This window comes from Micromonospora sp. NBC_00389 (genome assembly GCF_036059255.1).
Taxonomy (GTDB): Bacteria; Actinomycetota; Actinomycetes; order Mycobacteriales; family Micromonosporaceae; genus Micromonospora.
In genome coordinates this window covers 1,690,259-1,710,354 of record NZ_CP107947.1, presented here as the reverse complement: position 1 = coordinate 1,710,354, position 20,096 = coordinate 1,690,259, and the positions used below count along the sequence as shown (strand labels likewise).

Genomic DNA, 20,096 nt, shown 5'->3' with positions numbered 1-20,096 from the left:
CGGCACCAGCATCGAGATCATGGATCTGCTCGACCTGCTACATCAGACGATGTCCTCACCGTGGGTGTACCTGGCGATCTTCACGATCGCGGTGCTCGACGGTTTCTTCCCGGTGGTGCCGAGCGAGACAGCGGTGATCACCGCGGGGGTGTTCGCGGCCTCCGGCGCGCCGTACCTGCCCGCGGTGATCCTGGTGGCCGCCGTCGGCGCGCTGGTCGGGGACCACATCTCGTACGCCATCGGCCGGGGTGGTGGCACCCGGCTGCTCGACCGGCTTCCGCCCGACGGCCGGCGCCGGGCCGCCGTCGAGCGTGCCCGCCGGGGAATCGCCGCCCGGGGCGGTCTGATCCTCACCGTTGCCCGCTACGTGCCGGGCGGCCGGACCGCGGTCACCCTCACCATGGGGGCGATCCACTATCCCCGTCGACGCTTCCTGGCCTTCGACGCGCTCGCCGCGGGCTCGTGGGGGCTCTACTCGGCGCTGGTCGGCTACCTCGGCGGGATGGCCTTCGAGCAGGATCCGCTGCGCGGCCTGCTGCTCGGTCTGGGTCTCGCGCTGACGGTGACCCTGGTCGTCGAGGTGGTCCGCTGGCTCGGCCGGCACCGCCGTTCCGGGCCGTCGGTGTCGACGACCGCGCCGGTGAGCCGGACACCGGCGCGGTGACGACAGGTCGGGTCGGTCATTCGGCCGGCGGGCGCCAGGTGACACCGTGCAGGAGTTGGCCGGCGCCGAGCCAGGCCACGTTCATCATCCGGGTGGCGGTCTTCTCCGGGTCGGCGTCCGGGTGGTCCGCGAGCCAGTCGGCCAGCGACTCGGTCGCGCCGACCAGCGCGTACGCGACGACCTCCAGGTCGACGGCGGCGATCTCGCGGCCCTCGGCGCGCAGCGCGTGATCGAGCATCCCGGCGACCACCTCGACCAGCCGGGCCCGCATGGTGGCCAGCTCGGTGGCGAACGGCTGCTCGCCCCGAGCCTGCCGGTAGAGCACGGCCCAACCGTCGCGGTGCGCGCCGACGAAGCCGAAGAACGCCCTCAGCCCTCGCCAGAGTCGTTCGTCGGCCGGCAGGTCGGGGGCGGCCGCACCGGCGATGGCCTGCATCATCCGAGTGCCCTCCCGATGCAGGCAGGCGACGAAGAGCTCCTCCTTCGTGCCGAGGTACGCGTAGACCATGGGCTTGGAGATGCCGGCATCCTCCGCGATCTCGTCCATGCTGGCGGCGTGGAAGCCCCGCCGGGAGAAGACCTTGACGGCCGCGTCGAGCATCTGCTGCTCACGGACGGCCCGTGGCAGGCGCTTGAAGGCGGGAGGGGTGGACACCTTGCGAGCATACCTACTCGTGCGTAGGGTTACGCCAGAGTAACCAAGTCGGACGGCCCGAGAGGTGTTTCCCCCATGACTGACTTCGACCCGGCTACCTTCGCCAACGTCGGCCCCAAGGAGTTCGCCCAGCTGGTCAAGTCCACCCCGGACGACAAGATCGCCCAGGTGATGTCCGGTGACCTGCGCGGCAAGATCCTGGGCGAGGTGTTCGGCCGGATGCCGTCGCTGTTCCGCGCGGACCGGGCCGGCTCCACCAACGCGGTCATCCACTGGGTCGTCACCGGTCGCCCGGACGGCGGCAGCGACACCTACGAGGTGGTCATCGCCGACGGCAAGTGCGACGTGAACGAGACCCCGCAGCACGACCCGAAGCTGAGCCTGACCATGGGCCCGGTGGAGTTCCTGAAGATCGTCTCCGGTGGCGCCAACCCCGTGATGATGTTCATGACCGGCAAGCTGAAGGCGAAGGGCGACCTCGGCCTCGCCGCCAACATCGCCAACCTGTTCGACATCCCCAAGGCCTGAGATGGCCGAGTTCTCGCTCGACCTGACCGAGGAACAGCGGGATCTGCGCGACTGGGTGCACGGCTTCGCCGCCGAGGTCGTGCGCCCGGCCGCCGCCGAGTGGGACGAGCGCGAGGACACCCCGTGGCCGGTGATCCAGGAGGCCGCCAAGGTCGGCCTCTACGGCTTCGAGTTCCTCGCCACCTGCTGGGCAGACCCGACCGGGCTCTCCCTTCCCATCGCCAGCGAGGAACTCTTCTGGGGTGACGCCGGCATCGGGCTGAGCATCTTCGGCACCTCCCTCGCCGTCGCCGCCATCTACGGCGCGGGCACTCCGGACCAGATGGTCGAGTGGGTGCCGCAGTGCTTCGGCGACATCGACTCGCCGGCCGTCGCCGCGTTCTGCACCAGCGAGCCGGAGGCCGGCTCCGACGTCGGTGCGATGCGCACCCGGGCGGTCTACGACGAGGCCACCGACGAGTGGGTGCTGACCGGGCAGAAGGCGTACGCCACCAACGGCGGCATCGCCGGGGTGCACGTGGTCACCGCCTCGGTCGACCCCACGCTCGGTTCCCGGGGCCAGGCGGCGTTCGTCGTACCGCCGGGCACCCCCGGCCTGGCCGCCACCCGCAAGCTGCGCAAGCTGGGCCTGCGGGCGTCGCACACCGCCGACGTCTTCCTCGACGGGGTACGCGTGCCAGGCCGCTGCCTGCTCGGCGGCCGGGACGCCCTGCTGGAACGCCTGGACCGGGCCCGCTCCGGGCAGCGCGCCAGCGGGCAGGCCGCGATGCGCACCTTCGAGCTGTCCCGACCCACGGTGGGCGCGCAGGCGCTCGGCGTGGCCCGGGCCGCCTACGAGTACGCGCTGGAGTACGCCAAGGACCGGGTCCAGTTCGGACGGCCGATCATCGAGAACCAGGCGGTCGCGTTCGCGCTGGCCGACATGCGGATGGAGATCGACGCGGCGCGGCTGCTGGTCTGGCGGGCCTCCTGGATGGGCCGCAACAACCGCCCGTTCACCGCTGGCGAGGGTTCGATGTCCAAGCTCAAGGCCGGCGAGGTGGCGGTGTCGGTCACCGAGAAGGCGGTGCAGCTGCTCGGCGGCGCCGGCTTCCTCCGCGACCACCCGGTGGAGCGCTGGTACCGGGACGCGAAGATCTACACCATCTTCGAGGGCACCTCCGAGATCCAGCGGCTGGTGATCTCCCGGGCGATCTCCGGAATGCAGATCCGCTGACCAGCCCTGGCCGGTCCCGTCTCGCCGGGGCCGGCCAGGGGCTTGCCGGCGTACTCCCCTACCCACCGCCCCTGATCCCACGATCCGTGCCGTCTTCGTCACCCCGCGCCGCCGCCGGCTGGGCAGGGTGCCGAGCCCAGTGCATGATCAAGGAAGACGCCCTGACGGACGGGGGGTCCCTTGCCCCGTCCGCGCACCCCCCAAGGAGGTCTGCGGCATGGACCTGCCGTTCGTCATTGCCACGCTGACCCGTCGAGGGCTGCTCACCCCCGGCCGGCCGATCCGGGTCGCCTCGCAGCTCAACGCTTTGCGCACGTGGGGATGGAGCCTGGCCGGCGAGCTACGCCAGGCAGCCGCCCGGGACCCCGGCCGACCGGCGATCATCGACGAGGACGGCGTCGAGCTGACCTATCAGGACCTGCTCGACCGGGCAGAACGGATGGCCCGGTCGATGCGAGCGGGCCTCGGCGTACAGGCCGGCGACCGGATCGGCGTGCTCTGCCGCAACCACCACGGGCTGATCGAGACGATCGTCGCGGCCACCCTGCTCGGCGTCGACTCGGTCCTGGTCAACACCGGGCTCTCCGCGGCCCAACTGGCCACCGTCGCCGAAGAGCAGCAGCTCCGGCTGCTGGTGCACGACGACGAGTTCGCCGAGCGGGTCATCGGCCTCCCCACCGAGCTGTCGCGCCTCGACGAACGCGCCCGCGAGGAGATGGTGGCCGGGGCACTGCCGGGCGAGCTGCGCCCGCCGGAGCGGGACGGCCGCATCATCGTGCTCACCTCGGGCACCACCGGTGCGCCGAAGGGGGCCCGCCGCCCCACGCCGAACGGCTTCGGCCCGCTGGTGTCCATCATCGACCGGATCCCACTGCACACCCGCGACCGGGTGATGATCGCGGCACCGATCTTCCACACCTGGGGGTTCGCCGCCCTCCAGGTCTGCTTCGCCCTGCGGGCCACCATCGTGCTGCACCGCCGCTTCGACCCGGCCGCCACGCTCGCCGCCCTGGTGGCACACCAGTGCGACGCACTGTTCGCCGTACCGGTGATGGTGCAGCGGCTGCTGGAAGTGCCCCCACCAGACCCGCGCCCCCCACTCAAGGTCGTCGCGATCAGCGGATCGGCCCTACCCGGCGGGCTGGCACCGAAGTTCATGGACGTCTACGGGGACGTCCTGTACAACCTCTACGGCTCCACCGAGGTCTCCTGGGCCTCCATCGCCGGTCCGGAGGACCTGCGCCAGGCGCCCACCACGGCCGGCCGGCCGCCGCACGGCACCCGCCTGCAGATGCTCGACGACGCCGGCAAGCCGGTTCCCGACGGCCGGGTCGGGCGGATCTTCGTCGGCAACGAGATGCTCTTCGAGGGCTACACCTCCGGTAGCAGCCGGGAGATCCGGGACGGACTGCTCGACACCGGCGACCTCGGGCGACTCAACGCCGACGGGCTGCTCTTCGTCGACGGCCGGGCCGACGACATGATCGTCTCCGGCGGCGAGAACGTCTTCCCGTCCGAAGTGGAGGACCTGCTCGCCCGACTGCCGCAGGTACGCGAGGCGGCCGTGATCGGCGTACCCGACCCCGAGTACGGCCAGCGGCTGGCCGCGTTCCTCGCCCTGCACCCCGGCGAGACGCTCGATCCCGAGGCGGTCCGCGAGTACGTCCGGCACTACCTGGCCCGCTTCTCCGTCCCGCGGGACGTGGTCTTCGTGAAGTTCCTGCCCCGCAACGCCACCGGCAAGGTGCTCAGCCGCGAACTACGCCGCTACTACAGCTGACCGACCAATCAGGGGTAGAGGGTCAGGCCCGGTGCCCGCGCCAGCTCGACCAGCTCCTGCAGGATGTCACCGAGGCGTGCACGGCGAAGTAGACCTCGGCGAGGGTGTAATTCCAGTCCGCCCTGCCTGCCGAGTTCGGGCTGGCGGTAGCAGCGGCTGCGCCCGCCCAGCGGGGCGGGCGCAGGTCAAGCGGCGTGTGGTGGGGCGGCGGGCTGGTGGTGCAAGCGCAGGAGTCGGGCGAGCTTGGCGGCTTGGTCGATGTCGGGTAGGCCGGCTTCGGCGGCGAGGGCTTGGATTTCGTCTTCGGTCTCGGGGTCGGTCAGGTAGTGGCCATCGACAGCGTCCCTGACTGGGGTGAGGGCTCGGTGTCGGGGTGCGCGGCCCGGGCTCGTCGGCGGATGTCCTCGTGACGCTGGCCGCCGGCGACGGGTGTGTTGTGTTCGCGCGTGATCGCTGGTCACGGCGTGTGGCCATGTCCCTCCCAGGACGGCTCATGGCGTGAGGTCGAGGTATCGGGTCATCGGCAACTCCTTCTCGTGGGAACTGGCATCAGGGTTGATCGCCAGGTCGTGCCGCTCGCTCAGACAGCGATGGACCGACGACAGGGGCGAGGGCCGCGGAGGGTACCTCCGGTGGCTGCGGAAGCGAACGGGGTCGCCACTCACGCGATCTGTCACGTCGCGGGTGGCTGGTGTGAGTGCGCGGTTGGATCGCTGGCCTGTCACCGGAGCGCCGTGCTGACAGATGGGTGAGTACCGGCGTGGTCGCCGATATTTGGCGCTGGCTGTGTGCCGCCCGCGCCCTTGTCTCGCCCGGTAGGGCCGTACGGCGGTCGACGGCCGCGCCTAGGGGGCGGTGTGGGGGCGGGCGTGTCGGCCTCGCAGGCCGCGTGACGCCCCACCTGGCCTGGGTCATCAGGCTGCCCGCACGCTCGTGCGGGGCGCGGTGCGGGTCGGGAACTCGTCGTCGTGGTGGGTGTCGCTGTAGGGCACGTCGATGAGGCGGTGGCGGCCGGTGCTGCCGCCGGTCAGTTGCCAAACCTGCTCGGCGGGGCTGGCGCCGAGTGCGAGGCGCAGCTCGGTGGTAGTGGTGGCGATGACCGCGTCCAGGCCGGTGCCGGCGAGGCGGTGGTGCAGGTTCGCCTCACGGCGGGCGGAGGGTAGGTGGAACAGCACTGGCCACGTCCATGTGCTCAAGGCGAAGAGCCGTTCGTACTTGGCAATTTTCTCGGTGAGGATGTCGAGGCGTTCGCGGCCTGTGTCGTACTCGAGGAAGAACGGCACGGACCGTCCGTGCTCGATCCACACCCCGGCACCGTCCGGGCGAGTCAGCCCGCTCGGTCCGTGGACCAAATTTCCCGGGTTGCTGCCTCTGCGGTAGAACACCCCGGGCTCGTGGAAGGCGGACGCGGGCTGCCACCGGTCCAGGGCCGTGTCGGGGTCGGTGCGGGCGTGGGCGGCGAGGTCAATGAAGACCTGGTTGCCGCCGAGCAGGTGCGGCAGGTCCGGCCGGCCGGTGAGGGATTGCTTGCGGCGGCGGGCCTGGTCCCGGCGGGGTGGACCAAGGCCACGTTGGGCGCGGACGTGTCCGTAGCCGAGTTGGTCCAGGACTAGTGGTACGGGTAGGAGCCGCCGTAGGCCCGGTTGGGTCGAAACCGGTCTGTCGCCCGCAGGACGGTGAGGCGGCGTAGTCGGCGTTGGGCGAAGTCCAGGGACGGGAACAGTGCGGCGCCGATCTGATCGGTGGTGAGGACTCCATGGTCGTAGAGCCAGCCGAGGAGGCGGTCGTCGCGGGCGGTGATGCTGGCCTGTAGACGCAGCAGCGGGTCCGCAGCCGGTAGCGGTTTACGCATGGGCGGCCCCTGGGGGGACACCCCACACATGAGGGTGTGTCTGGAGCCGATCAGGAGCGATGAGAGTCGGGTTGACCTGGGCTGTGAGCGAGTGCCGGGGGTTAGTTCGGGGGTCAGTATCAAGACGGACGGTGCAACGGGCATCGACACCGACGTCGACACGGCCGGCGACACCGGGTCCACTGAAACGATGGCGTGGAAGGTTGTGCGCCTCACGTTGGCGACGGCCCTGGTGGCGCGGGTGGGGGGCCGCTGAGCTGGGTCAGCATGCTTGTTGCTCCTTCGAGGATCGGAATGCGGGATGGATGGCGAGGCGTGCACTGGTCGCCCTGCCGCGGGCGGGCGGGCTGGTGGTCGCTGTGCCAGGTCGAGTCAGGTTCTGTCAGGAGGCGGGTTTCCTGACAGACGCGTGTGTTGGTCTCACGGGAACGGCTCGGTCTGACAGAAGTGACGGGTTGTGGTTCTGTCACGCCGCCTCCCGGTGTGACAGGTCCGGCGCGGGTGGGGTGGTCTCGGCGCGCAGAACGCGCACGAGCGTGGAGGCGGTGGCGTTGGACAGTTGGCGTCCGTCCGCGCGCAACTGTTGGGCGAGGGCCTTGCGGGACAGCGGTGTCCCCTCGGCGGTCAGGGTGCGGGCGGCGGTCCGGGCGGCCGGGACCAGCGCGGCGATCTCCGGACCCCGGTCCCGGACAGTCGGGTCGTGGGCCCGTCGGTCCGGGACCGCCGGGTCCTGGTCCGCCGGGGCGGGGACTGCGGTGGTGAAGTCCCGGACCGGGGCGGTGTTCGCGGGGACCGGCAGTGGCGGTGCGGGGACCGGCTCGCGGGTGTCCGGGACCCCGGCCTCGACGATCAGCGGCGGTCCTGGGGCGACCCGCGTGGGCCGGGCGGTGCGCTCGGGTGGGGCGGGGTCGGCGCGGCCGAGGGCGATCTTCACCATCGTCAGGAAGCCCAGCGCCGGCAGCGCGGCGGCGATCCAGCCGATCGCCGACGCTTCCGCCTCCACCAGCTAGGCGGCGAGGGACAGGAACACAGCCACCGCCAGGACGGTCGCCGGGAAGGCGACACTCTCGCCCAGGCGGCGGTTGCGCGCAGCGACATAGTCGCGGTAGCCCTCGACGTCGGCCGGCAACCCACCCCCTCACCTCACCGGTCAAACGGCGGTTAGGCGGCCGGGGGTTGCCCGGGTTCAGCCGGGAATCGTGATCCGGCCGTCGACCGCGGCGGCGGCGATGTCGGTGCGGTGCTGCGAGCCGGCCAGCTCCACCCCGTCCACCAGCGCGTACGCGGCGGTCCGGGCGGCTGCCAGGTCGGCGCCGGTGGCCGTACCGCAGAGCACCCGGCCGCCGGCGGAGAGCAACGCGCCGTCGCTGGCCCGGCGGGCGGTGCCGGCGTGGATGATGCCCGGCCGGTCCGCGCCGGTGATCACGTCGCCGGTGCGCGGTGCGGTCGGATAGTCCTGCGCGGCGAGCACCACGGTGACCGCGGCGCCGGGCTGCCAGCGCAGCGGCGGATGCTCCGCCAGCGTGCCGGTGGCCGCCGCGTGCAGCAGCCCGCCCAGCGGGGTTTCCAGCAGTGCGAGCACCACCTGGGTCTCCGGATCACCGAAGCGGGCGTTGAACTCGATCACGCGGGGGCCGGCGGCGGTCATCGCGAGCCCGACGTAGAGCAGGCCGGCGAACGGCGTGCCCCGGCGGTGCATCTCGGCCAGGGTGGGGTGGACCACGTCGCGCATGACCTCGTCGACCAGGCCGGGCGGGGCCCAGGGCAGCGGTGCGTACGCGCCCATCCCGCCGGTGTTCGGGCCGGTGTCGCCATCGCCGATCCGCTTGAAGTCCTGTGCGGGCAGCAGTGGCAGCGCCGCCTCGCCGTCGGTGACCACGAACAGGCTGACCTCCGGGCCGTCGAGAAACTCCTCGACCACGACCCGGCCACACTCCCGCGCATGCGCCAACGCGGCGGACCGGTCGTCGGTGACCACCACGCCCTTACCGGCGGCGAGCCCGTCGTCCTTCACCACGTACGGCGCGCCGAACTCATCCAGCGCCCGCGCGGTGCTCTCCTCGTCCGTGCAGGCGTACGCCCGGGCGGTCGGCACGTTGGCGGCGGTCATCACGTCCTTGGCGAACGCCTTGGACCCTTCCAGCCGGGCGGCCTCGGCCGAGGGGCCGAACACGGCGATGCCCTTGGCGCGTACCGCGTCGGCGACGCCGGCGACCAGCGGCGCCTCCGGCCCGATCACCACCAGGTCGGCCGCGGTCTCCACGGCCAGCGCGGCCACGGCGGCCGGGTCGGTCGGAGTGACCGCCCGCACCTCGGCCACGCTGGCGATCCCCGGATTACCAGGCGCCGCGATCAGCGCCGTGACAGCCGGATCCGCCGCCAACCCGAGCGCGAGCGCATGCTCCCGCCCCCCACCACCCACCAGAAGAACCCGCACGACCCGAAATCCTACTGCCCCCACCCCCGCCCGCCGGCGACAGCCGGTGATCATGAAGTTGTTGCCCGCCGTCTCGGCGTGTCATGGCGATAACTTCATGGTCAACGGCGCCGGGCGGCGGCGATCGCCTGGCGGACGGTCCACGGGATGTAGTCCGGGCGGAGGGTGTCCGACCAGGTGAAGCGGAGGACGGTCCAGCCGGCGTTGACCAGACGGGTCTGCCGGCGTCGGTCGGCGAAGGCCGCCTCCGGGCTGCCGTGCGCGTCGCGACCGTCGGCCTCGGCGATGATCCGGGGCCCGCGCCAGCCGAGGTCACCGATGCCGAGGTATCCGTCGTCGTCGCGAATCTCCAAATGGAGGGCGTCCGGTGGCACCCGGCCGTCCACGCACCGCAATCGGGTTCGCGTCTCCAGTGGCGACTGCGCCCGCCCGTCCGCCTCTGCCAGACAGGCCCGCGCCGCGACCGCGCCCCGCCTGCCGCGGATCAGGCTCGGGATCAGCGCCAGTTGCGCTGAGGTGATCCGGCCCTGGTTCAGCGCCGAGTCGAGGACCGAGACCGCGGGGTAACGATCAACTTGGAGAATGACGTCCGAGACGGTGCGGAGCGGAGCGGTCGCGCGGACACCCGCGACCTCAGCGATGTCGCCGGGGCCGACGGTCAACTGGTGCACGATCAGCCATGGCGCCAGAGGGCGTTGGGGCCGTGGCCGATCAACCGGGACCGAAACGTGGACCAGCGGAGCCCGGCGGAGACCTGCGATGCCGTACAGCTCCAGTGCGGTGCCGAAGACAGCGAAGGCACCCGGGCCAAGGCTCGCGACTGCTGCCCGAACCCGCGCTCGCTGCAGTGTTGAGTAGCTCAACTTCGCATTCGGTACGAAGCAGCTACGGAGGAGCCGTTGCCACCTGCCGGATCGACACAGGTGTCGGACCTGATCCCTGGTCAGGCCGGCGCGAAGCGCCTGCGCCAGGGTGACCATCCCGTCTTGCCCGGCCGCTATGTCGCAAAGTAGCTGGTGTGGTCCCACCACCCCAGCCTGCCCACCGGCCCCACCCACCCAAAGCCCCTGTGGATAACCCCCACCACCCTGTGGACAACCGTGCCAGGACAAAGTTGATCAAGAGGTTTGCGTCAATTTCGAGCGGGATCCTGACGCAAACCTCTTGATCACCGGGACGACGACGGTGAGGCCAACCCCGGGGGTTAGTCTCCGTCTCCCTGTTGGGTGGCCCGTTCCGGGCTGAAAACTGTTCTCGCCTGTTGCGCTGTGCCGGTGGTTGGTGGTGCCGTGGTGGGGTCGCCCGCTGACGTCGTCGCCTCCTTGGTTCGGTTCAGGCCGTGGGTTAGTCGGATGCTGGTGGCCACGCTGATGGGCCCTTCACTGTTGCTTCGAGCACGAGGATTAGATTCGCTGTCCCTCTGTGGTCACCGCGGGCGACGCCGTTGGCGGGTTCGGCGCGGGCAGGGAGGGTCACGTGTTGGAGGAGACTCAGGAGCGCGAGGAGATCATCGAGCGGATCGCCGCGCTGGATATCGGTAAGTCCTCGCTCGTGTGTTGTGTGCGGCTGCCCCACCCGGACAGACCGGGTCGGCGGGTGCAGGAGGTCGAGACCTTCTCGACGATGACCCGGTCGCTGGGGCGGATGGCCGAGCGGCTGCGCAGCTTGGGTGTGACCCGGGTGGTGATGGAGGCGACCAGCGACTACTGGAAGCCGGCGTTCTATCTGCTGGAAGCAGCCGGGTTCGAGACGTGGCTGGTCAACGCCCGCGATGTCAAACACCTGCCGGGACGACCCAAGACCGATCGGTTGGACGCGGTGTGGCTGTGTAAGGTCGCCGAGCGGCAGATGCTGCGGCCGAGTTTCGTGCCGCCGCCGCAGATTCGGATGCTGCGCGACCTGACCCGCTATCGAGTCGATCTCGTCGCCGCGCAGACAGCGGAGAAGAACCGGGCCGAGAAGCTCCTCGAAGACGCGCAGATCAAGCTGTCCGTGGTCGCCTCCGACATCTTCGGCACTTCCGGGCGGGCCATGATGGCGGCGTTGATCGCCGGTGAACGCGACCCGCGCCAGCTCGCGCAACTGGCCCGGTCCAGCCTCCGCCGCAAGATCAGCATGTTGGAAGAGGCGTTCGTCGGTCGGTTCACCGACCATCACGCGTTCCTGCTGAGCAAGATGCTCACCCGCGTCGACGCGATCGAGGCCGACATCGCCGACGTCGACACGCAGATCGAGGTCTGCATCGCCCCTTTCGCGCAGGCGGCCAGCCGGCTTGAGCACATCCCCGGCGTGGGACCGGTGGCCGCGCGGGCGATCATCGCGGAAATCGGCGTGGACATGAGCCGTTTCCCAACCCCGGCCCACCTGACCTCATGGGCCCGGTTCTCACCCACCGTGAAAGAATCCGCAGGCCGCAAGAAAGGCAGCGGCTCCACCAGCCACGGCAACCCCTACCTGGCCCGCGTCCTCGGCCAGATCGCCGTCAGCGCCGCCCGCACCCCCACCTTCCTCGGCGAGCGCTATCGCCGCATCGCCCGCCGACGCGGCGCCAAACGCGCCATCGTCGCAGTCGGCCGATCCACCCTCATCATCATCTGGCACCTTCTCCACGACCCCGAGGCCACATTCCACGACCTCGGCGCCGACTTCTACGACACCCGCGTCAACCCCGAACGACGCGCCCGCAACCACATCCGACAACTCGAAGCCCTCGGCTACACCGTCACCGCCGAACGCACCCACCTACCCACCGCAGCCTGACCGCACCACCACACCGAGTCCGGCTCCGCCGGACGCTGCCGCGCGCCCACCCACCCTCAGTTTTCGGATTAGGGGAGGAGGGAGTGGAGGAGGACGTTTTCGTCGCGGCCGGGGCCTACGCCTACGACGCTCACCTTGGTGTTGCAGAGTTCCTCTACGCGGGCGATGTAGCGGCGGGCGTTCTCCGGCAGCTCGTCAGCGGTGCGGGCCTTGGTGATGTCCTCCCACCAGCCGTCGAGCTCCTCGTAGACGGGCTTGGCGTGGTGGAAGTCGGTCTGACTCATCGGCATGTCGTCGACCCGCTCGCCGTTGATCTCGTAGCCGACACAGATCGGCACCTTGGGCAGCCCGGTGAGCACGTCCAGCTTGGTGATGACCAGGTCGGTGACGCCGTTGAGGCGGCAGGCGTACCGGGCGACGACCGCGTCGAACCACCCACACCGGCGCTCCCGCCCGGTCGTGGTGCCGTACTCCGCGCCGATCTTGCGAAGGTGATCGCCGTTGGCGTCGAACAGCTCGGTCGGGAACGGGCCCGCGCCGACCCGCGTGGTGTACGCCTTGCTCACCGCGATCACCTTGCTGATCGCGGTCGGCGGGATGCCGGCGCCCACACAGGCGCCGCCAGCCGTCGGGTTGGACGAGGTCACGAAGGGGTACGTGCCGTGGTCCATGTCCAGCATGGTGGCCTGGGCACCCTCCAGCAGCACCGTCTCGTCCCGGTCCAGGGCGTCCCACAGCATCGCCCGGGTCTCCGCGATGTACGGCTTGAGCCGCTCCGCGTACTCCAGGTACTCCTCGACCGTCGCCTCAAGGTCGATCGCCTTGCGGTTGTAGACCTTGAACAGGATCTGGTTCTTCTCGCGCAGTGCGAGTTCCAGCTTCTTGCGCAGGATGCCCGGGTCGAGCAGGTCCTGGAGCCGGATGCCGATCCGGGCGACCTTGTCGCCGTACGCCGGGCCGATGCCCCGGCCGGTGGTGCCGATCCGGGACGAGCCGAGGTAGCGCTCGATCACCCGGTCCAGTGCCCGGTGGTGCGGCATGATCAGGTGCGCGTCACCGGAGATCCGCAGCCGGGACACGTCGACGCCACGCTCGGCCAGGCCGTCGATCTCGGCGAGCAGCACCTTCGGATCGACCACCACACCGTTGCCGATGACGATCATCGCGTTGGGCGAGAGCGCGCCGGATGGCATCAGGTGAAGCGCGTACTTCTGGCCATCCGGGGTGATCACCGTGTGGCCCGCGTTGTTGCCACCGGAGTAGCGCACGACGTAGTCGACCCGCTCACCCAGCAGGTCGGTAACCTTGCCCTTGCCCTCGTCGCCCCACTGAGCGCCGAGGAGCACGATCGCTGGCATCTTTTCCGCCTCCAGAAGGCTCGGGTGCCAGGTGGCGACCGGTTGGCGAGCCCGGGGTGTCAGGTTAACAAGTAGTGACGGCGTGGCCGGCAGCGGTCGCGGCGAGAGGCAGGAGGCTCCTTCCGTGTACGACGTGGTGCTGCTCACCCTCGGTTCGGAGCGGGACGCTCCCGGGGGCTGCGGCAGCGGCGGGGCCTGCTGCGGCGGCGCGACCGAAGCTGACCCGGCGACAGGGGCCGACACCGGCACGACCGGGGGCACCGGTCCCGGCGAAAGCACCCAGGGCGACGCCGACCGGTGCGTCACCGAGCGACCCCGCGTACCGGTGCTGGCCTGCGCCGACGCGCTGAACGCCCGGGGCGCGCGGGTGCAGACGGTCACCGCCCGCTCGGACGCGGAGATCGACGAGGTGTTGGCGCGGCTCGACGGCCCGCCCCGCCCGGACGGCCTCACCTGGCCGGACCCGGACGGCAAGACCCGACTGGTCGTCGCCACGGCGAGCGACGCGCAGTTGCGCGCCGTGCTGCGCCGGCTGGTCCGGCGGTACGCACCAGCGCCGAGCCGCCGACCGGCGGACCTGCCCGGTGACCGGACCCTGCCCGACCTGCCGCCGGTGGCCGTACTCCCGCTCGACCCGGCGCGTGGCGGCACCCACCGGGACCTGGCCGCGCAGCTCGGGCTGCCCCGCGACCCGGCGGCGGTGGCCGCCGCGGTGCTGGACGGCACGCCACGCCGGCTGGACCTGCTGCGTAACGACGGCGGCTCGGTGACCCTGGACGGGGCCCTGCTCGGTGCCGCCGACGACGCCGGTCGGCCGCTGCACTGGCGGGCCCGCGTGGAGGTGGACGACGCCATTCTCACCGACGGCGACGAACCGCTGCTGGCCTGCGCGATCGGCAACGCCGGCGGGTACGCGACGCTCGACGACGTGACGCTCCTGGCCGCGCCGGATCCGGCCGACGGCCAGGTCGAGGTCGCGGTGGCCGTGCCGGTGGTCGTCCGCTCGGCGTTGGGCAGGAAACGGGTACGCCTGGAGGTGCGGCGGGCTCGCGGGCGGGCCGTGTCGGTGCTGCCCAGGGAGGGAAAGGTGCCCTACCTCGACGACGGCGTCGAGGGCGAGCTGACCCGGAAGCGGTCCTGGTGGGTCGAGCCGGGCGCCTGGGCGGTCTGGTCGATCTGACCCCGGCTGCGCCGGCCGGCCCTCCTCGGCCGGTGGGCCTATCCTCGCAGGAGGACTGGGGAGGCCGTAATGGACGAGAAAGCCGACCGGGCGCAGGTGCCCGGCCAGCAGCCGGTGCCGGAGCGGGACATCGAACCACTCTGGCCACCTGATCCAGCCGACTCCGGCGCGGGCAACGTGGCACCGCCATGGGCCTCGGTCGCCAACCAGCGGGGTGCCCCGTCGTCGGCCGCGGAATCGTCGACCGTGCTGCCGCCGGTGGCCGCACCGTCGACGGGTGGTCCGCCGGTCCCCTGGCAATCCCCGGCCCCGGCCGCGACCCCGCCGTCGCCGTCCGACTACCCGTCGCTCACCGGTGCCGTGCCGCCGCCCGGCGGCTGGGGAGTCACCGGCCCGTCCGGCGCCGCGCCGGGCTGGGCCCCGCCGCAGCCGAGTTGGACGCCGCCGGCCGACCCGCCGACACCCGACGCTCCCGGCCCGACGGCCGGCGACACTTCGCCCTCGCCGTCGACCACCGATGCCCTGCCTGGCCCGCCGGCTACCAGCCCCGCCCCGAACGGCGCAGTGGTCGGCACCGCCGGCCCGGCGGCCGGTTCAGCGTCCGATCCCGCGAGCAGCACCACCGAGACCCCGGGCGGCACCGCAACGCCGGGCAGCACCGCAACGCCGGGCAGCACCGCAACGCCTGGCAGCACCGCAACGCCGGGCAGCACCGCAACGCCGGGCAGCCCGGCGAGCACCGCCTCCGCGCCGACGAACAGCGCGCCCGAGGCAGCGAGTACCGCGTCCGGGGCGGCCGGCGCCACGCCGTGGGCAGCCGCACCGGCGGCCGGGGTGGCAGCGACGCAGGCCGGTGATCCTCCAGCCGTCCCGGCCCCGCCGATCGTGCCGGGCGGCGTCGACCTGGACCAGCCGTTCTCCCTGGACCGCCCGGCGGCAGCCGCCGTGCCCGTCGAGAGCAGGACGCCTGCCGACCCCGCGACCGCCGACCCCGCGGCGGCCGGTCCGGCGGCGACCTCGGATGGCGGCACCGGCACCGGCACCGGCACCGGCACCGGCACCGGCACCGGCACCGGCACCGGGGAGGATGGACCCTCCGTGGCGCCGGCGCGGCCGACCACCGAATCGCCCTGGGCGCTTCCGCCGCAGCGGCCGGCCGGCGCGTCCGGACCGGCCCACGACGAGGCCGCCAACGCGTTGCCGCCGATCCCCGCTCCGCCCGGTCCGCAGCAATCGCACCCCGGCGGCCCCGCCGCCCCGCAGGCCGGCCCCGGAAAGACGTACCCCGGGCAGACCTACTCCGGGCAGACGTACTCGGGGCAGACGTACGCCGCTGGGGTTCCCGGCCAGGCCGGACCGGCGCCGATCCCGCCACCACCGGACGTGACCCAGTTCGGCGGTCCGCCGCAGAGCAACCCATTGCCGCAGCAGGGTGCGCCGGTGGCCCCGCCGCCGGGGCCGTTCCCGCCGTCACCGGGCTGGTACCCGCCGCCCTGGCAGCAGGGCACGCCCGGGGCCACGCCGGGGCCGCCGCAGCAGTACCAGGAGGCCGAGGGGGTGACCCGGGTGCCGTCCACCGGCTATCCGGACGCCACCTGGACACCGGAGACCACCGCAGCACCGACCGCCGAGGATTTCGCCCGGCGTCGGCAGGTACGGCCCGCCGACCCGGTGGCCACCATGGGCGTGCGCGCGGTGGTCAACAAGATGGGGCTGCTCCGGCTCGCTCCCGGGCGGCAGGAGCAGGAGCTCAAGCGGGACATCGAGATGGTGCGCCGCAACTTCGGCGGGCTGCGGCAGGTGACCGTGGTCAACCCGAAGGGCGGCGCCGGCAAGACGGTGGCCATCCTGCTGCTCGCGATGACGTTCGGCCAGAAGCGCGGTGGCTACGTGCTGGCCTGGGACAACAACGAGACCCAGGGCACCCTCGGGATGCGTGCCCAGCAGGACTTCCACTCGCGCACGGTGCGGGACATGCTGCGTGACCTCGGTCAGTTCCAGGGCGCGCACGGTCGGGTCGGTGACCTGTCGCAGTACGTCCGCTCGCAAGGCGAGGGAATGTTCGACGTGCTCGCCTCGGACGAGTCGGCCACCGGCGGCGAGATGCTCACGGCGGCCGCGTTCGCCGAGATCCGTGAGGTGGTCAGCCGGTTCTATAAGTTGATCTTCGTGGACACCGGCAACAACGTCCGCGCGCAGAACTGGCAGGCCTCGATGGATGCCACCGACCAACTGGTCGTCACCATGTCGGCGCGGAACGACTCGGCGGAGACCGCCGCGCGGATGCTCGACCATCTGGAGCAGAGCGGCCGGCAACGGCTGGTCCGGCAGGCGGTGACGGTGGTGTCGATGCCGCCGTCCCGCAAGGAGATCGACCTGCCGGCCATCCAGGAGCACTTCGCCGCCCGGACCCGGGCGGTGCTGCTGGCCCCGTACGAGCGGCTCATCGACAGCGGCGAGCCGATCCGGTACGGCGGGCTCTCCTCGGCCACCCGCGACGCCTGGCTGAAGATCGCCGCTGCGGTCGCCGAGGGGTTGTAACCCGCCGACGGCCGGCCCGGGCGTGACCCGGACCGGCCGTCGGGACGGGTGTCAGTTGCTGGCCAGCGCGTCCGCCGCCGCCGGGTCGCAGTCGCGAAGGAACTGGGCGCAGCGAGCCGCCTCGTCGGCCTCGCCGATCTCGTCCGCGGCCCGGGAAAGCACGTACAGGCACCGGAGGAAGCCCCGGTTCGGCTCGTGCGACCACGGCACGGGGCCGTGGCCCTTCCAGCCGCTGCGGCGCAACTGGTCCAGGCCACGGTGGTAGCCGGTGCGCGCGTAGGCGTACGCCGTCACCACCTGGCCCTGCGCGAACGCCCGCGCCGCGAGCTCCGCCCAGGCCGCACTGTAGGTCGGGAAGCGGGCCGCCACCTCGGCGTACGCCTCATCGGTGCCGACCGCCTCGGCGCCGGCCAGGGCGGCGTCAGCCTCGTCGTTCACGGGGAGGAGCGTGGCCGGTGGCTCTGGCAAAAGGTTCTGCATCGCCCCATTCAACCCGCTGGGTGGGGTGGCACGCGAGCGGGTCGGCCAACGCGTTCGGCTGAACGGCTGAGGAGTTGGTCACGCCTGCGGCCTATGCCGCCGCCAGGTGTTTTCCACTACAACTAATGGTCCGGAGCCTCCCCAGGACCCGGTTAAGCAGGAGCCCGGTGGCCACGACCACCGGGCTCCTGTCGTTTCCGCCTCCGGCCCGGGGTTTGGCCGCCCCCGCCGGAGGGGCAGGATGGCCCGGTGCCGACCCCACCTCCCGCGGACGTCATCGAGCCGCACCTGCACGCCAACGAGATCCAGACCCGCGACGAGCTCGACCAGCGCCTGGCCACCGGCCGCCTGACCGGGCTGACCGTGCAGGGGCTCCGCCTCGACCTCGCCCCGGCCCCCGACCTGACCGGCGTCGAGGTCACCGGCACCCTCTTCGTCGGCTGCCGGTTCGCCTCCCGGGAGGTCGGCGCCGACCTGGTCCGGCGCGGCGCGAACGTGGTGCCCCCGTTCTCCGGGCTGCCCTACCCGACCCAGCCGACGCACCTCTACACCCCGGAGGAGCTGGCCGCCGGGTTCGCCGAGGGCGGGTTCGCCGGGATGTACGACACCCGGGTGTACGAGCACTACCGGGCGCACGGCGGCGCGCTGCCGGACGTCAAGGAGGCGCTCGGTCAGCGACTGCACGACCACGGCGTGGACAACGCGCTGGCCGACGCCACCCGCGCCTGGCTGGCCGGGCACGGGCCGCAGTCGGTGGTGGGAATCATGGGCGGGCACGCGGTGCGGCGCGGCAGCCCGGCGTACCGGATGGCGGCCGTGCTGGGTTGGGAGCTGGCGCGGGCCGACCGGCTGGTGGTGACCGGCGGCGGCCCCGGGGTGATGGAGGCGGCGAACCTCGGCGCCTACCTGGCGGACCAACCGGCGGCGGAGTTGACCGCGGCGATCGATTTGCTGGCCACCGCGCCCGATTTCACCGACCACCACCGGTACACCGCCACGGCGCTGGAGATCCGGCAGCGGTACGCGGGCGTGCCCCGGCAGCGCGGCGCCGACGCGGGATGGGCGCGGGCCGGCGGGCTGGCCATCCCGACCTGGCTGTACGGGCACGAGCCGGCGAACCTGTTCGCGGGGCGGATCGCCAAGTACTTCTCGAACGCGATCCGGGAGGACACCATCCTGCGGCTCGCCCGGGGCGGCATCGTCTTCGCTCCGGGACGGGCGGGCACGGTGCAGGAGGTGTTCCAGGCCGCCACCAAGACCTACTACGGCACCGACGGGGCGAGCGGGGCGTACATCTTCCTGGACCGCGCGTACTGGACCCAGGAGCTGCCGGTGCAGGCGTTGTTGCGTCCGCTGTTGGCCGCCTCCCCGTTCGGCGACCTGTCGTCGACGATCCACCTGACCGACGACGTACGTGAGGCCGTCCGCCTGCTCACCGCGCCGGCCTGACGAAACGACGACGGCCGGCCCCCGAGGGGAGCCGGCCGTCGGTGGGAACGTCGTTACTTGGACATCGTGGTGCCGGTGGAACGCAGGTGCTCGCACGCCTCGACAACCCGGGTGGCCAGGCCGGCCTCGGCGGCCTTGCCCCAGGTACGCGGGTCGTACTGCTTCTTGTTGCCGACCTCGCCGTCGATCTTCAGCACGCCGTCGTAGTTGCGCAGCATGTGGTCGGCGACGGGCCGGGTGAAGGCGTACTGGGTGTCGGTGTCGATGTTCATCTTCACCACGCCGTAGTCCAGCGCCTCGCGGATCTCGCTCAGCAGGGAGCCCGAGCCGCCGTGGAAGACCAGGCTGAGCGGCTTGTCCTTGCCGTACTTCGCGCCGACCGCGTCCTGGATCTGCTTGAGAATCTCCGGGCGGAGCTTGACGTTGCCCGGCTTGTAGACGCCGTGCACGTTGCCAAAGGTCAGCGCCGCCATGTAGCGGCCCTTCTCGCCGAGGCCGAGCGCCTCGACCATGGCCAGGCCGTCCTCGACGGTGGTGTAGAGCTTGTCGTTGATGGCGTTCTCGACGCCGTCCTCCTCGCCACCGACGACGCCGACCTCGATCTCAAGGACGATCTTGCCCTTGGCGGCCTCGTCGAGGAGCTGGGAGGCGATCTGCAGGTTCTCCGCCACCGGCACGGCCGAGCCGTCCCACATGTGCGACTGGAACAGCGGCTGCTCGCCGCGCTTCACCCGCTCCTGCGAGATGCCCATCAGCGGCCGGACGAAGCCGTCCAGCTTGTCCTTCGGGCAGTGGTCGGTGTGCAGCGCGATGTTGACCGGGTACTTCTTGGCCACCTCGTGCGCGTACGCGGCGAACGCCACCGCGCCGGTGACCATGTCCTTGATCGAAGGGCCGGACAGGTACTCGGCGCCACCGGTGGAGACCTGGATGATGCCGTCGCTCTCCGCGTCGGCGAAGCCCTTGAGCGCCGCGTTCAGCGTCTGGGAGGAGGTCACGTTGATCGCGGGGTACGCGTACCGGCCAGCCTTGGCGCGGTCCAGCATCTCCGCGTAAGCCTCGGGGGAAGCGATGGGCATGTCGAACGCTCCTTACTTACCACTCTCGGCCGTGCTGGCCGCTGTTGTTCATTTGTGCGCCGGACCGCGCTGTCCTCCGCCCGGAAGTATCCCGTAGGTGAGGTGCGCCGGAACAAC

15 protein-coding genes and 2 pseudogenes are annotated in these 20,096 nt (G+C 71.7%); 8 read left to right on the top strand and 9 right to left on the bottom strand.

All coding sequences use genetic code 11. The features are described 5' to 3' along the window. The first annotated feature begins 16 nt into the window (after positions 1 to 16). Positions 17 to 664, top strand: coding sequence for a DedA family protein (locus tag OG470_RS08175; protein WP_328426214.1), 648 nt, complete (start codon positions 17 to 19; stop codon positions 662 to 664). A 16-nt stretch (positions 665 to 680) separates the two neighbouring features. On the opposite strand, the gene OG470_RS08170 is transcribed toward OG470_RS08175, so the two are convergent. Continuing rightward, complete coding sequence (locus OG470_RS08170; RefSeq protein ID WP_328422326.1) at positions 681 to 1,319, bottom strand: TetR/AcrR family transcriptional regulator; 639 nt, start codon at positions 1,317 to 1,319, stop codon at positions 681 to 683. A gap of 75 nt (positions 1,320 to 1,394) precedes the next feature. On the opposite strand from OG470_RS08170, the gene OG470_RS08165 reads away from it, so the two are divergent. From OG470_RS08165 to OG470_RS08155, 3 genes are all read left to right on the top strand, one after another. Continuing rightward, on the top strand, positions 1,395 to 1,847 hold the full coding sequence (locus tag OG470_RS08165; RefSeq protein ID WP_328422324.1) for an SCP2 sterol-binding domain-containing protein: 453 nt from the start codon (positions 1,395 to 1,397) through the stop codon (positions 1,845 to 1,847). Position 1,848: 1 nt separating this feature from the next. After that, complete coding sequence (locus tag OG470_RS08160; RefSeq protein WP_328422322.1) at positions 1,849 to 3,063, top strand: acyl-CoA dehydrogenase family protein; 1,215 nt, start codon at positions 1,849 to 1,851, stop codon at positions 3,061 to 3,063. Positions 3,064 to 3,280: 217 nt separating this feature from the next. Further along, positions 3,281 to 4,843 (top strand): AMP-binding protein, encoded by a 1,563-nt coding sequence (locus OG470_RS08155; protein ID WP_328422320.1) that lies wholly within the window; start codon positions 3,281 to 3,283, stop codon positions 4,841 to 4,843. A 914-nt stretch (positions 4,844 to 5,757) separates the two neighbouring features. On the opposite strand, the pseudogene OG470_RS08150 reads toward OG470_RS08155, so the two are convergent. The 5 genes and pseudogenes from OG470_RS08150 to OG470_RS08125 all read right to left on the bottom strand — a co-directional run. Next, positions 5,758 to 6,695 (bottom strand): annotated as a pseudogene (locus OG470_RS08150) (replication-relaxation family protein). 466 nt (positions 6,696 to 7,161) lie between these two features. After that, positions 7,162 to 7,698 carry a hypothetical protein gene (locus tag OG470_RS08140; RefSeq protein ID WP_328422316.1) on the bottom strand — a complete coding sequence of 179 codons (537 nt, stop codon included), beginning with the start codon at positions 7,696 to 7,698 and terminating at the stop codon, positions 7,162 to 7,164. Positions 7,699 to 7,881: 183 nt separating this feature from the next. Next, positions 7,882 to 9,132: a phosphoribosylamine--glycine ligase gene (gene purD / locus OG470_RS08135; RefSeq protein ID WP_328422315.1), complete on the bottom strand. Its 1,251-nt coding sequence runs from the start codon at positions 9,130 to 9,132 to the stop codon at positions 7,882 to 7,884. A 101-nt stretch (positions 9,133 to 9,233) separates the two neighbouring features. Next, positions 9,234 to 9,794, bottom strand: a complete 561-nt coding sequence (locus OG470_RS08130; protein WP_328426875.1) for a hypothetical protein — start codon at positions 9,792 to 9,794, stop codon at positions 9,234 to 9,236. A 228-nt stretch (positions 9,795 to 10,022) separates the two neighbouring features. Next, positions 10,023 to 10,160 (bottom strand): annotated as a pseudogene (locus OG470_RS08125) (type IV toxin-antitoxin system AbiEi family antitoxin domain-containing protein); the annotation flags it as partial. Between the two features lie 448 nt (positions 10,161 to 10,608). Between OG470_RS08125 and OG470_RS08120 the strand changes: the two are divergent. Beyond that, entirely contained in the window at positions 10,609 to 11,892 is a 1,284-nt protein-coding gene (locus OG470_RS08120) for an IS110 family transposase (RefSeq protein WP_328416230.1), read from the top strand. 68 nt (positions 11,893 to 11,960) lie between these two features. Here the strand turns inward: OG470_RS08120 and OG470_RS08115 are convergent, their stop codons facing one another. Then, complete coding sequence (locus OG470_RS08115) at positions 11,961 to 13,250, bottom strand: adenylosuccinate synthase (protein WP_328422313.1); 1,290 nt, start codon at positions 13,248 to 13,250, stop codon at positions 11,961 to 11,963. Positions 13,251 to 13,374: 124 nt separating this feature from the next. Here OG470_RS08115 and OG470_RS08110 point away from each other — a divergent pair, with 124 nt between their 5' ends. Both OG470_RS08110 and OG470_RS08105 read left to right on the top strand, forming a co-directional pair. Next, on the top strand, positions 13,375 to 14,430 hold the full coding sequence (locus tag OG470_RS08110; protein WP_328422311.1) for a hypothetical protein: 1,056 nt from the start codon (positions 13,375 to 13,377) through the stop codon (positions 14,428 to 14,430). A gap of 69 nt (positions 14,431 to 14,499) precedes the next feature. Next, a complete protein-coding gene (locus OG470_RS08105) occupies positions 14,500 to 16,971 on the top strand; it encodes a chromosome partitioning protein (protein WP_328422309.1) in 2,472 nt (823 codons plus the stop codon). A 51-nt stretch (positions 16,972 to 17,022) separates the two neighbouring features. Here the strand turns inward: OG470_RS08105 and OG470_RS08100 are convergent, their stop codons facing one another. Then, positions 17,023 to 17,451, bottom strand: a complete 429-nt coding sequence (locus tag OG470_RS08100) for a DUF3151 domain-containing protein (RefSeq protein ID WP_328422307.1) — start codon at positions 17,449 to 17,451, stop codon at positions 17,023 to 17,025. Between the two features lie 249 nt (positions 17,452 to 17,700). On the opposite strand from OG470_RS08100, the gene OG470_RS08095 reads away from it, so the two are divergent. Continuing rightward, the gene (locus OG470_RS08095) at positions 17,701 to 18,900 is read left to right on the top strand and encodes an LOG family protein (RefSeq protein WP_328422305.1); all 1,200 of its coding nucleotides are present in this window, start codon (positions 17,701 to 17,703) and stop codon (positions 18,898 to 18,900) included. Between the two features lie 53 nt (positions 18,901 to 18,953). On the opposite strand, the gene fbaA is transcribed toward OG470_RS08095, so the two are convergent. Further along, entirely contained in the window at positions 18,954 to 19,979 is a 1,026-nt protein-coding gene (fbaA, locus tag OG470_RS08090; RefSeq protein WP_328422303.1) for a class II fructose-bisphosphate aldolase, read from the bottom strand. Positions 19,980 to 20,096: the final 117 nt, after the last annotated feature.

Coding starts and splice junctions, on each gene's coding strand:
- OG470_RS08165 (WP_328422324.1), top strand. CDS start 1,395: ATGACTGACTTCGACCCGGCTACCTTCGCCAACGTCGGCCCCAAGGAG.
- OG470_RS08160 (WP_328422322.1), top strand. CDS start 1,849: ATGGCCGAGTTCTCGCTCGACCTGACCGAGGAACAGCGGGATCTGCGC.
- OG470_RS08155 (WP_328422320.1), top strand. CDS start 3,281: ATGGACCTGCCGTTCGTCATTGCCACGCTGACCCGTCGAGGGCTGCTC.
- OG470_RS08115 (WP_328422313.1), bottom strand. CDS start 13,250: ATGCCAGCGATCGTGCTCCTCGGCGCTCAGTGGGGCGACGAGGGCAAG.
- OG470_RS08105 (WP_328422309.1), top strand. CDS start 14,500: ATGGACGAGAAAGCCGACCGGGCGCAGGTGCCCGGCCAGCAGCCGGTG.
- OG470_RS08100 (WP_328422307.1), bottom strand. CDS start 17,451: ATGCAGAACCTTTTGCCAGAGCCACCGGCCACGCTCCTCCCCGTGAAC.
- fbaA (WP_328422303.1), bottom strand. CDS start 19,979: ATGCCCATCGCTTCCCCCGAGGCTTACGCGGAGATGCTGGACCGCGCC.